Genomic DNA, 13,458 nt, shown 5'->3' with positions numbered 1-13,458 from the left:
ATGGTATCACGTGAGGATTTCGTCAGCCGCTTTGGCGGTGTATTTGAGCATTCCCCTTTCATTGCCGAACGGGCCTATGATGCCGGATCTATTGTCGAGCCGTTGACTGCGCCGGGTGTGCACGGCGCGCTCGTCGCCATGTTCCGAACTGCTTCACAGGAAGAGTGGCTTGGAGTTCTGCGCGCCCATCCCGATCTTGCTGGCAAGCTGGCCATCGCGGGCAAGCTGACGGATGACAGCCGTAATGAGCAGGCCGGTGCCGGGCTCGACCGTCTGACGCCGGAGGAGCATGCCCGTTTTACCGAGTTGAATGCGGCCTATGTGAGCGAACATGGTTTTCCCTTCATTATCGCGGTGAAGGGTCTGAACCGACACGACATTCTCGCGGCATTCGAGAAGCGCATCAGCAATGATCATGACACGGAGTTTGCGACTGCAACTGCACAGGTTGAGAAAATTGCGCTGCTTCGTTTGACATCCATGCTGCCGGAGGCCTGAATGACCACGCAGATCAAAGGTGAACGTCTCGACATCGAGCCGTTGAGCAGCGCGGCATTTTCGCCGTTCGGTGAGGTGATCGAGGCCACACCATCATCTGTCAGGATGATCAATGGTGGCACCACAGAACGCCACCATGCTCTGTTCGTGCCAGAGGCAGTCGGTGAGGGCGCACGGGTTGTCATCAACATGTTTCGCGGCCAACCGCGCACCTTTCCCTATTCAGTTGATATGATGGAACGGCACCCGCTTGGCAGCCAGAGTTTCTCGCCCCTTTCCGGGCGTCCCTTTCTGGTCGTGGTCTCGGAAGATGAGGACGGCAAGCCGGGCAGGCCCAGGGTTTTTCTCGCCCGGGCTGATCAGGGCGTGAATTATCGACGCAATGTCTGGCATCATCCGTTAATGGCACTGAATGTCGTCAGTGATTTTCTGGTTGCCGACCGGGAAGGCCCGGGCAACAATCTGGAAGAGTATTTTTTCGAGTCGCCCTATATCATTGCGGAGCCAACGTTATGACCGGTCTTACGACCCATGTTCTTGATGCTGCCCATGGCACTCCGGCAGAAGGTTTGAAAATCGACCTCTACCGGCTGGACGGGGAAGGCCGAACCAAGCTTAAAAGCGTGCTCACCAATAATGACGGCCGCGTCGATGGCGGACCTTTGCTGATTGGCGACAGTTTTCAGGCCGGACAATATGAACTGGTGTTTCACGCCGGGGATTATCTACGCGGCAAGGGCGTTGCATTGCCGGAACCCGCTTTTCTCGACATTATTCCGATCCGTTTTGGCATTGCTGATACAGAGGGACATTATCATGTCCCTCTGTTGCTCTCACCCTTCAGCTATTCGACCTACCGGGGAAGTTGACCAATCATGATCTTCGCTGCAATCGCCGATATTCATGGAAACTGCGCGGCGCTGGAAGCGGTGCTGGCGGATATAGAAAAGCTCGGCATTGAGGATGTCGTTAATCTCGGGGATTGTTTCAGCGGGCCGCTGGAGGCTGGCTGGACAGCCGATCTCCTGCTCAAGAACTGGGTGCCGACCGTGCGCGGCAATCACGACCGCGCATTGATTGACCGTGCCTATGAAGACATGGGCGACTGGGAAAGACCGGCATATCAGCAACTATCACCAGAACATTTCGACTGGTTGCAGACGCTACAATTCAGCATGGTCTACAAGGACGAGGTGTTCTGCTGCCACGGCTCGCCGAAAGACGATAATCAGTACTGGCTGGAAACGGTCAGTGCAGAGGGTATCATGCATCTGCGCCCGCTTGCTGAGATCGAGGCTCTGGCAGAAGGGATCGAGCAACCTTTGATCCTGTGTGGCCACACTCATATTCCACGCTCTGTGCAGCTTTCCGACGGGCGTTTGATCGTTAACCCTGGCAGTGTTGGTTGCCCCGGTTACACGGACGACAAACCAGTTTTTCACACGGTGGAAACGGCGACACCGTTTGCAAGCTACGCGGTTCTCGAAAAGACCTCACGCGGCTGGCTGCCCACCTTCCGTCAGGTGCGCTATGACAACCTTGCCATGGCGGAACTGGCCCGCAACAAGGGAATGGACGGCTTTGCCAATGCCCTGACCGGCGGTTGGGTGAAGTAATTTATCCTTTCAGACCCGCATTAAATACTGCCAGTTGCGCCGCAAAGGCGCGCTGGTAGGCGGGGCGTTTTTCTCCCCGCTCGACATAGGCCAGAAGATTGGGAAATTCGGCCAATATGCCTGACGAGCGAGTTCTCAGCAGCACCGATATCATCAGAAGGTCACCGGCCGTAAATGTGTCTTCAAGCCATTCCGATTGGCCGAATTTGACGGAAAGCTCGCCCAGTCGTTTGCGGATCCGTTTGTCGATCAGCGGCAGCCGTGCATCGTGCCAGCTTTCATCGCCCTCAAGGAAGCGGGCAACCTCCCGTTCCAGCATCGGCGGTTCCATGGTGCTGACTGCCGTAAACATCCAGGTAATGGCACGGGCCCTAGCATTGTCATCTTTCGGTAGCAGGCCCGCATGGTGGTCGGCGATATGAAAAACGATTGCGCCTGAATCAAACAGGGCAAGCTCATCTTCCTGATAGGTCGGGATTTGCCCGAAGGGCTGCAGCTCAAGATGCGCCGGCTCTTTCAGGGCCTTGAATGACAAAAGCCGAACGTCATAGGGTTGCTCAACCTCCTCAAGGGCCCAGCGCACCCGCATGTCTCGCGCCATGCCCTTGCCGCCATCGGGAGAGTTTTCAAAAGCCGTAATGGTGATAGTCATGGCGGTCCTCCATCAGCTGCCTCTAAGGCTGGATGATCAGCTAAACGAGTTTTGGTGCCAATTGGTTCGAGCCTGTTTTGTGAGGTCGACTGCGTTTATGCCCTGATGGTGTGCCAAACACGGGCTGCAGGTTGTTGCAGCCGTATTGGTTATTCTGCGCTCAAGCCAGGATATCGGGGCCGACGTCGACAATGCGGCGTTTGCCACACAAAGCCATGGTGATATCCATTTCCTTGGCAATGATGTCGAGTGCGGTGGTAACGCCCTTTTTGCCACCAGCGCCGAGGCCGTAAAGGAATGGGCGGCCGATATAGGTACCCTTTGCACCGAGCGCCAGAGCTTTCAGCACATCCTGTGCGGAGCGAATGCCACCATCCATATGCACTTCGACTTTGTCACCGACAGCTTCGACGATTTTGGGCAGCATGGCGATGGATGAATGTGCACCATCGAGTTGGCGACCGCCATGGTTGGACACGATGATCGCATCTGCGCCGGAACCAGCCGCAGCGCGTGCATCTTCCTCATCCAGAATGCCCTTGAGAATGAGCTTACCACCCCAACGTTCCTTGATCCATTCGACGTCCTTCCAGGACAGGCGCGGGTCGAACTGTTCCGTGGTCCAGGCTGAAAGGGACTTCAGATCGGTCACGCTTTTGGCATGGCCAACAATATTGCCGAAGGTACGGCGCTGGGTGCCAAGCATGCCAAGGCACCATGCCGGACGCGTGGCCATCTGCCAGATATGTTTGGGCGTGAATTTTGGAGGGGCAGACAGACCGTTGCGAATATCCTTGTGACGCTGGCCGAGGATTTGCAGGTCAAGCGTCAGCACCAGAGCCGAGCACTTGGCGGCCTTGGCCCGGTCGATCAGATTATAAACGAAGTCACGATCATTCATCACATAGAGCTGAAACCAGAAAGGTTTTTTGGTGACGGATGCGACATCCTCGATCGAGCAGATGCTCATGGTGGACAAAGTGAATGGAACGCCGAATTCTTCAGCCGCCTGTGCTGCCAGCATTTCACCATCGGCGTGCTGCATGCCGGTGAGGCCGGTGGGGGATAGTGCAACGGGCATGGCCACTTTCTGACCAATCATTTCACTTTCCAGCGAACGGTCGCTCATGTCCACCAGCACACGCTGACGCAGCTTGATCTTGGCAAAGTCATCTTCGTTGGCGCGGTAGGTGCTTTCCGTCCATGCGCCGCTATCGGCATAGTCGAAAAACATTTTTGGCACGCGCTTTTTCGCCAGCTTTTTCAGGTCCGCGATTTCGAGAGGTTTGCTCATGGATGACGCCTTCACAGTTCAAATTCAGCGTCCATGACTAGCATGCTTTGTCAAAACTGCCACGGTAAAGCAGAGTCGATTCAACGGATTGTGCGGTACTTTAACAGTGCTACTCGATGGGGCCTGTTCAACCCATTAATGGCCGCAGGGCAAGCTGCAAGCCAAGCAGCAGCAAGCAGATCAGGAACCATCGCTTGAAGGTGGCGGGGCTGACTGCGCGACGCACGATCTGGCCTGCCCACATGCCAAGAAGAGCAGGGGCAACCGCCAGTGTGGAGGTTGCCAGCTCCTGCAGCTGGAATGCGCTGTGGGAGCCAAGACCGATGGCCAGCGCAATGGTGGAGACGGTGAAAGAGAGGCCAAGGGCCTGAACCAGATTTTCCCGGTCAAAACCGAGTGCCTGAATATAGGGAACGGCCGGAATAACAAAAACGCCGGTTGCACCTGTCATCAGACCGGTCAACAGACCGATGATCGGTGACAACCAGGGCTCGATTTTTTCAGGCACGGAAAATGGTGGGGCCAACAGTGTGTAGGCCGCATAAGAAGCGAGCGCAACGCCGAGAGCCGCCGTTGCCCAGACGCCTGAATTGCCGGCCATGAAAGAAGCGCCCAGCAATGTGCCAATGATGATGGCCAGCATCATGGTCCACAGCCGTTTCAGCAAAGCGATGAAGGATGGCCCGGCCAGCAGCTGCCAGATGTTGGTGACGAGGGAAGGCAGGATGAGCAGGCTTGCCGCCGCAACCGGTGGCATGAACAGCCCAAGCACACCCATGGCAACAGTTGGCAGACCCATGCCGGTTATGCCCTTGATGATGCCGGCCAGAAAGAAGGTAAGCGTGATGAGGGCGATTGCGGCGAAAGATAAGTCAGCTGTCATTTCAGGCATGAGCATCCGGTGCGGTGAGTGGCGGGTATGGCTTTTTTTAACCGGATATCCCACCTGATGTTACGGTGACGGCCGATGTATCCTCTTCCACATTAACGTCATGTGTCTGGTCTAAAGCCCGGCAACGATGCGCTGGATATAGGGCTCCTTGCCCCGCAGATATTCTGCGATCCCTTTGGTGTTTTCCTGTTCAAGCTGCAGTTTCAGGCGACCATAGGCATCACGCGCCTCGCTGTCTTGCCGCAAATGATCGCGGAATTTGAGCATCTCAATAGCCTTTTCGTGTCCAGCAAGGCAGAGATGCAGCTTATGAGTTCTGACACCATCCACATCCCGCTTGAAAAAGCTGTGACCAGCGGACAGATCTCCGCCACGCCGGTAACCGAGATCAACGAGTGCTGGTGTCATGTTCTCAGCCACATCGCTGTCCTTGACGAGAATGAGGATGTCGATTTCCGGTTTTGCGGCAAGGCCAGTAACGGCGGTGCTGCCGATGTGGTGAATTTCTAGAAGGGCGGGACCAAATGCCTGTCGCAGGCGTATTGCCTCTGATTGGTAGAGGCTCGGCCAATTCGCGTCATAGGCGGTGATTTTGCTGGTCAGTGCCATGACGGCCATTCCTCATGCACGCTGTGTCGCATGCATGAGGTTACAGCGTGATGGTCTTCAGGCCAATGTCGATTTCATCGCCTTGCCAGCCACATAGGTTTCGCTGACGGTGCGGTCATCGCCCATGGTCAACATCAGGAACAATTCTTCGGTCAGGCTGTTGACCACTTCCATTTTCAACGCCATGGCGGGCGTTGACGATGCATTGAGCACGGTGATGTCGGCATCGGTGCCAACATCCAGTGTACCGATGCGATCTGCCATCGACAGTGCCTGCGCATTGCCTAGCGTCATCAGGAACCAGCTTTCCAGCGGGTTTAGACGTTCACCCAGCAATTGCTGGATTTTATAGGCCTCATCCATGGTGCGCAGCATGGAATAGCTGGAGCCGCCGCCGATATCGGTGGCAACGGCAATACGAACCGGCTTTTCGCGGCGCTGCAGTTTTTTCATCGGGAACAGGCCGGAACCGATAAACAGGTTTGAGGTCGGGCAATGAACGGCAACTGCGCCGGTTTCCGACAATACATCCGCTTCCCGTTCCGACAGGTGGATGGCGTGACCCAAAAGGGTGGTATCGCGCATCAGGCCATAGCGCACGTAGATGTCGGTATAGTCGGTCGCCTCTGGATAAAGTTCGCAGGTGTATTTGATCTCTTCCAGGTTTTCCGACAGGTGGGTCTGGATGAACAGATCAGGAAATTCCTGCGCCAGCGCCTGTGCCGCCTGCATTTGCTGGGGGGTGGAGGTGATGGCGAAACGTGGGGTGATGGCGACGTGGTTGCGGCCCTTGCCGTGCCAGTCTGCGATAACCGCTCTGGTTTCATCGTAGGACACTTCAGGTGTGTCGAGCAGACCCTGCGGTGCGTTGCGGTCCATCATCACCTTGCCGCCAACCATCAGCATGTTGCGCTTCATGGCTTCTGCGAAATAGGCGTCAGCTGAGGTCTTGTGTACCGAGCAATAGGCAGCAGCCGTGGTGGTGCCGTGGCGCAGCAACTCATCGTAGAAATGCGTGGCAATTCGCTGCGCATGCGCACTTTCCACGAAGCGGCATTCCTCCGGGAAGGTGTAGCTATTCAGCCATTCCAGCAGATTGGCGGCGTAGGAGCCGATGACCTGCATTTGCGGGAAATGCAGGTGCAGGTCGATAAGGCCTGGCACGATGAGGTGCGGACGATGGTCTTTTTCTGCCACATCTTCGGGTGCTGACTTCTTGATGTCGCTATAGTCGCCAATCGCGACAATCTTGCCATCATCAATCAGCAGGCCGCCATCTTCGAGGTAAAGATAACTTGCCGTGTCATCGATGGAGTGTGGTGCGCGGCGAAAACTCAAAAGACGACCGCGCAGCAGAAGCATGCTCATTCTGTTTTTCCTTGTGACAAGGCGCTTTCATACCAGGCGGTCAGCACCTTGCGTTCTTCGGGCGTTATATCCGTGATGTTGCCGGGCGGCATAGCATGGCTGCGGCCTGCCTGAATATAGATCTCTCGGGCATGGGCGGCGATATCCGCATCCGATTCCAGCTTGACGTTCTTTGGTGTGAAACTGATGCCTTCCCAAACCGGCTCGGCGGCATGGCACATGGAACAGCGTCCCTGCACGATATCGCGCGCCGACGCAAAATGGACGTCACTTGCAAACATCTGTTGCACTGGTGTCAGCGAGGATGTGGTTTCTTCCTCGCCGGTCAGAACCTTCGGCACTGTTGAAAGCCACATGATGATGATGAAGATCACCGCTGTTGCCAGCCATGTCCATGTCGGTTTGCCTTTGCGAGCATGGGTGGTGTTGAACCAGTGGCGAATGGTGACGCCCATTAGGAACACCAGCGCCGCGATGATCCAGTTATAGGTCGTGGCAAAGGCTAGCGGATAGTGGTTGGACAACATGAAGAAGATGACGGGCAGGGTCAGGTAGTTGTTGTGCAAAGACCGCTGCTTGGCAATGCGCCCGTATTTCGGGTCTGGCGTGCGTCCGGCAATCAGGTCCGCAACCACGATCTTCTGGTTGGGAATGATGATCATGAACACGTTGGCCGACATGATGGTGGCGGTAAATGCACCCAGATGCAGAAAGGCGGCACGACCTGTAAAGACCTGCGTGTAACCCCAGGCCATGGCGACCAGTGCAATGTAAAGCACAATCATCAGACCCCAGGTGTTGTTTCCAATCGGGGATTTGCACAGAAGATCATAAAACACCCAGCCAATGGCCAGAGAGGCGATGGAAAGACAGATGGCCTGAACTGGCGAAAGGTCCATGACCGTGCGGTCAATCAGGAACAGGTCTGCGCCACCATAATAAACCACGCACAGCATGGCAAAACCGGTGACCCAGGTGGCGTAGCTTTCCCACTTGAACCAGGTCAGGTGCTCGGGCATCTGGGCCGGTGCGACCAGATATTTCTGGATGTGGTAGAAACCGCCGCCATGCACCTGCCATTCCTCGCCATAGGCACCCGGTGGCAGATGGGCGCGTTGTACCAGGCCCAGATCCAGCGCGATGAAATAAAATGATGAGCCGATCCAGGCAATGGCGGTGATGACGTGCACCCAACGGACGGCGAAGGCCATCCATTCCCAGGCAATGGCGTATTCGTACATGCAGTTCCCCTTATGCTTATTGCATTGCACATTGCGAAAAAAAACAGTCTCTGAAAAGAGAAAAGCCGGTGCGAACGACGGATTGTTCTCATTCTCCACGCAAGCTTTATCTGCTCTTGCAAATTTGCATGGCGGCGGATTTTGTTTTGCGCAAATGCCGTTAGCCGACTACCCACGACTCAGCTAAAATCTGTTGCACGCAACAGGCCGCGCGGCGCCGATTTCCGTGAGAGCATGATGCGTTGTGCAGAAAGTCAGAGTGTCTTGTGCGATCCAAAGGACGCACGACGCTCTCACGGTTCGCGTGGCGGTTTTCCGAAATCGCAATGCTGCATATCCTTGGGTCGGGGGTGGTTCAAGGGGAGGGATTTGCAGACATGCCAATGAATGCATTGCGTCCCCTTGTTGATTTTTAAATCTGGTCTAAAGTCGTAATTTTTGTGAGGACGCAATGCGTTTCGGGTGACTGCCGTTATCTTCAACGGAGACAATGCCCATGCGCCATACTGTGACTGTGATTGAGCGTTTGCATGCGAAGTTGAATCAGGCAAATGCGTTAGCTTCTTGTTTTTACAAATTTTCCGGATTCAGGCCGGTTTGGTTCTACGCCGTCTTTACCCTTGTTTTTGCTCTCGTGCCGAGTGTGTCTGCCCATGAATCCCACAAGGGATTCAAATATGAGAGCTATTGCTGCAATGGCAATTCCGAGACCGGTGATTGCCAGATGATCCCGACAAAAAGCGTGCGGGTCGTGCAGGGTGGGTATGAGGTGTCACTGGCGCCCGGTGATCATCGGCTGGTCACGAGACGACATGTGTTTAACTGGACGCAACGGGAAACCCGCCGTTCCGATGATGGTGAATATCACCTGTGCCTTTATCCGGATGAAAATACGCCGCGCTGTTTTTACGCGCCGGATATGGGTTTTTGACCCTGTTGATCAACTGATGGCATCAGCTTGAAAATCCACTCGCGAAAGGCTTTGATCTTTGGCGCGTTCTTGCGGTTTTCGGGATAGACCAGCCAATAATGCGCGCCGTCGTGGCTGGTGATGTCGAAGGGTTGCATGAGGCGCCCAAGCGCCACCTCATCGGTATAAAACTCGGGTGTGAGAATGGCAACGCCCTGACCGGCGATGGCGGCAGCAGCCTCGAATGTTTGCGCGCCAAGACGACTGCCTGTGCGGTTTTGCAAGGGCGGGTCGCTTACTCCGGCCTGATGAAACCATTGTTGCCACCATGGATCCCCTGCATCGATAAGGCGCAGCTTCAAAAGGTCGGCCGGTGTCTTCACGCCGCCAATGGTCTCGGCCAGTGCCGGGCTTAACATCGGTGAAAACCCACCGCGCATCAGAAGATGCGAGTCCAAGCCCGGCCAGACACCCACGCCAGCGCGGATTGCCAGATCCACATCCGTCTGGCTGAAATTGACAAATTCCTGCGATGTTTCCAGCCGAACTGCAATGCCGGGATTTTCAAGCTGGAAGGCGCCGATGTGGCGTGACAGCCAACGGGCTGCGAAGGTTGGGGTGGTGTGGATAAAGAGCGTGTCGCTTTTGATCTGCTTCGCATCGGCCACCGCATTGCGCAACGCGCCAAAAGCCTCGGCCACTCTTGGCGCCAGCTTCTGCCCGCTTTCCGTCAAGCTAACCTGTCGAGGTTTGCGCACAAATAGCGCCATGCCAATGAAGTCTTCGAGCAGTTTTATCTGATAGCTGACAGCGGTCTGCGTCATGCCAAGCTCGTCACCCGCCTTGGTGAAACTCATATGGCGGGCGGTGGCCTCAAAAACCCGCAAGGCATTCAACGGCAACTGGCGTGACAGTTTCATGGATAAGTTCTCTTTATTTACTACCTGCGATATTTCATTGGTTTTTGAAAGAAAACAACGGCATTTTCATCTCATACAACAATTCAGTTTATGAGGAAAAGACGATGCGTGGAGCAACCTTGCGCGTGCGAAGCCCTATGCTTGCGGTTTCGCGGCTGTTGGACCTTGTCAGGTCCATGCGGATTAAAAGCGCGACAACACGACCCCAGAACCTTGTCGATGACAGCCTAAGTGACGACATCAAACGTGATCTCGGTCTTATGGATGGAAGGCGAGGGCTTGGCTCTCCACGGGAGCGGCAGAGCGATGAAATGCGTGAAGCACTTCTGCGGCAACCAAGGCCGCTATGATCGCCGGGCGTTTGTCTTTGACGGTTGATCCGCCGATTGGCAGGGTCAGCCTTTCAAGATTGACGGACGCCTCGGCGTCGCTTTCCCGCTCGATCCAGTGGGCGAAGGTGGCGCGTTTGGTCTTTGAGCCAATCATGCCGACATAGGCGAGGTCTGCGCGTGCCAAGGCCTGTTTCGCAATCAGGAAATCCAGTGCGTGGTCATGAGTGACGATGATAACAGCGCTGCCAGCAGGAATGGAGGGAATTTTCGCCTCTGGCATGGCACTCAGATGTGTTGCCACGCCAGTTGGCAGATCGTGTAACTCGTCTTGCCGCGTCTCGATGATGCTGATCGATACCGGCAAAAGCGAAAATGTCTGTGCAAGTGCCTTTCCGACATGACCGGCCCCGAAGATGAACACCGATGGCTGCGCGCGGTTTTCCTGCTCCAACCTTTCCTTTAATTCTGCCGCCACCGTGTCATTGACCTCGGTGAAACGCAAAAGTGTGCGCCCACCACAGCACTGGCCAATTTCCGGCCCAAGCGGAATGTCCATGCTGTCGGCCACCGTCTTGCCGCTTAACATCGCACGGGCGTGGTCAATGGCCATATATTCGAACTGGCCACCACCAATGGTTTGCCAGATGCCGTCCTTCGATACCAGCATGAAGGTACCCGCCTCACGTGGCGACGAGCCTTTCACGGATTCGATTTCGATCAGGATGACTGGTTCTGCGCCATCCAAAAAGGCTGCGAGGGAAGTGTCGCGCATCAAGGCCGCCCTTTACACCTTCTTCAAGCGTTCGACGGCCATCAACACCCGTTCCGGTGTGGCCGGTGCATCAAGTCGTGGGCAGACCTTGTAATCAGCCACGCTGGCAACTGCCATGGACAATGCTTCCAGCACGGAAATGGCCAGCATGAAGGGGGGCTCGCCAACGGCCTTGGAACGACCAATGGTCGGTTCGGCATTTTCGGCCCATTCTGCCAGCTTGACGTTGAAGGTTTTGGGACGGTCAGAGGCCAGCGGTATCTTGTAGGTGGACGGTGCATGGGTGCGCAGACGCCCCTTGTTGTCCCACCACAGTTCTTCCGTGGTCAGCCAGCCCATGCCCTGTACGAAGGCACCTTCAATCTGGCCAATGTCGATGGCAGGGTTGAGGGATTTGCCGACGTCATGGAGCACATCAGCCCGCTCGACCATATATTCGCCGGTCAGCGTGTCGATGGAAACTTCCGAGACTGCCGCACCATAGGCGAAATAATAAAACGGTTTGCCTCGACCGGCGGCACGGTCCCAGTGGATTTTCGGGGTCTTGTAGAAGCCGGCGGCAGAGAGCTGCACGCGACCGAAATAAGCCTGTTTTATGAAGTCGTTAAAGGCAACTTCTTCCAAACCGATTCTAATGCGGTTTGGCAGGAAGGTTACCTCTTCCGGTCCGACATTCCACTTTTCGCAGGCGAACTGGACAAGGCGTTCCTTGATCTGGCGGGCAGCATCATAGGCGGCCATGCCGTTGAGATCGGTGCCGGATGAAGCGGCGGTGGCCGAGGTGTTGGGCACTTTTCCTGTCGTTGTCGCGGTAATCTTCACCCGACTGATATCGACCTGGAATGCATCGGCAATGACCTGGGCAACCTTGGTGTAAAGGCCCTGGCCCATTTCCGTGCCGCCATGGTTCAGGTGAATGGAGCCATCATTGTAGATGTGCACCAATGCCCCGGCCTGATTGAAGGCTGTCAGCGTAAAGGAAATGCCGAATTTGACCGGTGTCAGCGCAATGCCCTTGCGAATGATCGGGCTGGTCTTGTTGAACTCGATGATCGCCTGTCGCCGTGCCTGATAGTCACTGGACTGTTCAAGCTCTTCAACGATGCGGGCGATAATGTTGTCCTCGACCTCCTGATGATAGGGGGTGAGTGTGCGCCCCGATTCCGGCTGGCCGTAAAAGTTCAGCTTGCGGATTTCGAGCGGGTCCTTGCCGACCGCATAGGCGATTTCTTCAATAAAACGTTCCGCACCCAGCATGCCCTGCGGGCCACCGAACCCACGAAAGGCGGTGTTGGAAACGGTGTGGGTTTTCAACGGTTTCGAGGTCAGTCTTACATGCGGATAGAAATAGCTGGAATCAGCATGAAACAGGGCACGGTCGGTGACCGGGCCTGAAAGATCCGAGGAGAAACCGCAGCGTGCCGCATAGGTGGCATCGACAGCATGGATGCGGCCTTCATCATCAAAGCCCAGTTCGTAATCGACCCGGAAATCATGACGTTTGCCTGTGGTGCTCATGTCTTCGTCGCGATCAGGGCGGATCTTGATGGCGCGGTTGAGCTTCTTGGCGGCAATGGCACACAGGGCGGCAAACTGGTTGCCCTGCGTTTCCTTGCCACCAAAACCGCCGCCCATGCGGCGTACCTGCACGGTGACGGCATTGGACGGCACCTGCATGATGTGGCTGACGATATGCTGGATTTCGCTGGGGTGCTGGGTCGAGCTCCACACCGTGACTTCGTCATCTTCGCCCGGAATGGCCATGGCGATATGGCTTTCGAGGTAAAAATGCTCCTGTCCGCCAATCCGCATCGTGCCGGTCAGGCGACGCGGCGCAACATCCATCTCGAGTGCGGCCTCGCCACGCTTCAGCGTCATGGGGTCAACAACCAGCGGGGCATTGTTTTCCAGCGCGCTGTCGATATCGCTCCAGTGCGGCAGGTCTTCATAGGTGATCTTGGCTTTGCGGGCGGCACGGCGTGCCTGATCCCGGGTCTCGGCAAAGACCGCAAAAATCAACTGTCCATGAAACTCGACCTTGGTTTCTGCCAGCAGGGGTTCATCGTGACGGCCACCGGAGGACACATCGTTTTCACCGGGAATATCCTTTGCCGTCATGACCCAGACCACACCTGGCGCGCTTTCCACCTCGGAAAGATCGATGGATGTGATGGTGGCATGGGCGCGATCGGACATGCCCAACCCGCCGTGCAACAAGCCTGCGGGTTCGGGAATATCATCGATATATTCGGCACTTCCCGTCACATGCTTATGTGCTGAATCATGTCGCAGCGAGCCGTGCATCTGGCCCTCGACCGTGGTTTTTGCGGTGTCGAATGTTGTGGTGTCCATGG

At 55.8% G+C, this 13,458-nt stretch carries 14 protein-coding genes; 5 read left to right on the top strand and 9 right to left on the bottom strand.

Annotated features, from left to right (window positions below; genetic code table 11):
* From uraD to HGO37_RS02700, 4 genes are read left to right on the top strand one after another with little or no spacing between them, the layout of a single operon-like run.
* Positions 1-498: a 2-oxo-4-hydroxy-4-carboxy-5-ureidoimidazoline decarboxylase gene (gene uraD / locus HGO37_RS02715; RefSeq protein WP_250982019.1), complete on the top strand. Its 498-nt coding sequence runs from the start codon at positions 1-3 to the stop codon at positions 496-498.
* Positions 499-1,014: an ureidoglycolate lyase gene (locus HGO37_RS02710; protein ID WP_250982018.1), complete on the top strand. Its 516-nt coding sequence runs from the start codon at positions 499-501 to the stop codon at positions 1,012-1,014.
* On the top strand, positions 1,011-1,367 hold the full coding sequence (gene uraH / locus HGO37_RS02705) for a hydroxyisourate hydrolase (protein ID WP_250982017.1): 357 nt from the start codon (positions 1,011-1,013) through the stop codon (positions 1,365-1,367). Before HGO37_RS02710 ends, uraH begins: the two co-directional genes overlap by 4 nt.
* Before the next feature lie 6 nt (positions 1,368-1,373).
* On the top strand, positions 1,374-2,114 hold the full coding sequence (locus tag HGO37_RS02700) for a metallophosphoesterase family protein (RefSeq protein WP_250982016.1): 741 nt from the start codon (positions 1,374-1,376) through the stop codon (positions 2,112-2,114).
* A 1-nt stretch (position 2,115) separates the two neighbouring features.
* On the opposite strand, the gene HGO37_RS02695 is transcribed toward HGO37_RS02700, so the two are convergent.
* The 6 genes from HGO37_RS02695 to puuD form a co-directional block, all read right to left on the bottom strand.
* A complete protein-coding gene (locus HGO37_RS02695) occupies positions 2,116-2,766 on the bottom strand; it encodes a glutathione S-transferase family protein (protein ID WP_250982015.1) in 651 nt (216 codons plus the stop codon).
* A 160-nt stretch (positions 2,767-2,926) separates the two neighbouring features.
* Complete coding sequence (locus HGO37_RS02690; RefSeq protein WP_250982014.1) at positions 2,927-4,060, bottom strand: alpha-hydroxy acid oxidase; 1,134 nt, start codon at positions 4,058-4,060, stop codon at positions 2,927-2,929.
* A 127-nt stretch (positions 4,061-4,187) separates the two neighbouring features.
* Positions 4,188-4,943, bottom strand: a complete 756-nt coding sequence (locus tag HGO37_RS02685) for a sulfite exporter TauE/SafE family protein (RefSeq protein ID WP_250982013.1) — start codon at positions 4,941-4,943, stop codon at positions 4,188-4,190.
* A 120-nt stretch (positions 4,944-5,063) separates the two neighbouring features.
* Positions 5,064-5,561: a GrpB family protein gene (locus HGO37_RS02680; protein ID WP_250982012.1), complete on the bottom strand. Its 498-nt coding sequence runs from the start codon at positions 5,559-5,561 to the stop codon at positions 5,064-5,066.
* Positions 5,562-5,618: 57 nt separating this feature from the next.
* Positions 5,619-6,929 (bottom strand): guanine deaminase, encoded by a 1,311-nt coding sequence (gene guaD, locus HGO37_RS02675; RefSeq protein ID WP_250982011.1) that lies wholly within the window; start codon positions 6,927-6,929, stop codon positions 5,619-5,621.
* Positions 6,926-8,170, bottom strand: a complete 1,245-nt coding sequence (gene puuD, locus HGO37_RS02670) for a urate hydroxylase PuuD (protein WP_250982010.1) — start codon at positions 8,168-8,170, stop codon at positions 6,926-6,928. The genes guaD and puuD overlap by 4 nt, the downstream gene beginning before the upstream one ends.
* A 634-nt stretch (positions 8,171-8,804) precedes the next feature.
* Between puuD and HGO37_RS02665 the strand changes: the two genes are divergently transcribed.
* Complete coding sequence (locus HGO37_RS02665; RefSeq protein WP_250982400.1) at positions 8,805-9,101, top strand: hypothetical protein; 297 nt, start codon at positions 8,805-8,807, stop codon at positions 9,099-9,101.
* On the opposite strand, the gene HGO37_RS02660 is transcribed toward HGO37_RS02665, so the two are convergent.
* From HGO37_RS02660 to xdhB, 3 genes are all read right to left on the bottom strand, one after another.
* Positions 9,077-10,000: a LysR substrate-binding domain-containing protein gene (locus HGO37_RS02660; protein ID WP_250982009.1), complete on the bottom strand. Its 924-nt coding sequence runs from the start codon at positions 9,998-10,000 to the stop codon at positions 9,077-9,079. The genes HGO37_RS02665 and HGO37_RS02660 overlap by 25 nt on opposite strands.
* A gap of 258 nt (positions 10,001-10,258) precedes the next feature.
* Complete coding sequence (xdhC, locus tag HGO37_RS02655) at positions 10,259-11,104, bottom strand: xanthine dehydrogenase accessory protein XdhC (protein ID WP_250982008.1); 846 nt, start codon at positions 11,102-11,104, stop codon at positions 10,259-10,261.
* 12 nt (positions 11,105-11,116) lie between these two features.
* Positions 11,117-13,456, bottom strand: a complete 2,340-nt coding sequence (gene xdhB, locus HGO37_RS02650; protein WP_250982007.1) for a xanthine dehydrogenase molybdopterin binding subunit — start codon at positions 13,454-13,456, stop codon at positions 11,117-11,119.
* Positions 13,457-13,458 lie beyond the last annotated feature (2 nt).

The organism is Rhizobium sp. CG4 (assembly GCF_023701965.1).
In the GTDB taxonomy this organism is placed as follows: Bacteria; Pseudomonadota; Alphaproteobacteria; order Rhizobiales; family Rhizobiaceae; genus Agrobacterium.
This window is presented reverse-complemented; position numbering and strand designations above follow the sequence as displayed.

Bases quoted from the DNA above. Each gene is read 5' to 3' on its own strand.
- uraD (WP_250982019.1), top strand. From the start codon at position 1: ATGGTATCACGTGAGGATTTCGTCAGCCGCTTTGGCGGTGTATTTGAG.
- HGO37_RS02710 (WP_250982018.1), top strand. From the start codon at position 499: ATGACCACGCAGATCAAAGGTGAACGTCTCGACATCGAGCCGTTGAGC.
- uraH (WP_250982017.1), top strand. From the start codon at position 1,011: ATGACCGGTCTTACGACCCATGTTCTTGATGCTGCCCATGGCACTCCG.
- HGO37_RS02700 (WP_250982016.1), top strand. From the start codon at position 1,374: ATGATCTTCGCTGCAATCGCCGATATTCATGGAAACTGCGCGGCGCTG.
- HGO37_RS02695 (WP_250982015.1), bottom strand. From the start codon at position 2,766: ATGACTATCACCATTACGGCTTTTGAAAACTCTCCCGATGGCGGCAAG.
- HGO37_RS02690 (WP_250982014.1), bottom strand. From the start codon at position 4,060: ATGAGCAAACCTCTCGAAATCGCGGACCTGAAAAAGCTGGCGAAAAAG.
- HGO37_RS02685 (WP_250982013.1), bottom strand. From the start codon at position 4,943: ATGACAGCTGACTTATCTTTCGCCGCAATCGCCCTCATCACGCTTACC.
- HGO37_RS02680 (WP_250982012.1), bottom strand. From the start codon at position 5,561: ATGGCACTGACCAGCAAAATCACCGCCTATGACGCGAATTGGCCGAGC.
- guaD (WP_250982011.1), bottom strand. From the start codon at position 6,929: ATGAGCATGCTTCTGCTGCGCGGTCGTCTTTTGAGTTTTCGCCGCGCA.
- puuD (WP_250982010.1), bottom strand. From the start codon at position 8,170: ATGTACGAATACGCCATTGCCTGGGAATGGATGGCCTTCGCCGTCCGT.
- HGO37_RS02660 (WP_250982009.1), bottom strand. From the start codon at position 10,000: ATGAAACTGTCACGCCAGTTGCCGTTGAATGCCTTGCGGGTTTTTGAG.
- xdhC (WP_250982008.1), bottom strand. From the start codon at position 11,104: ATGCGCGACACTTCCCTCGCAGCCTTTTTGGATGGCGCAGAACCAGTC.
- xdhB (WP_250982007.1), bottom strand. From the start codon at position 13,456: ATGGACACCACAACATTCGACACCGCAAAAACCACGGTCGAGGGCCAG.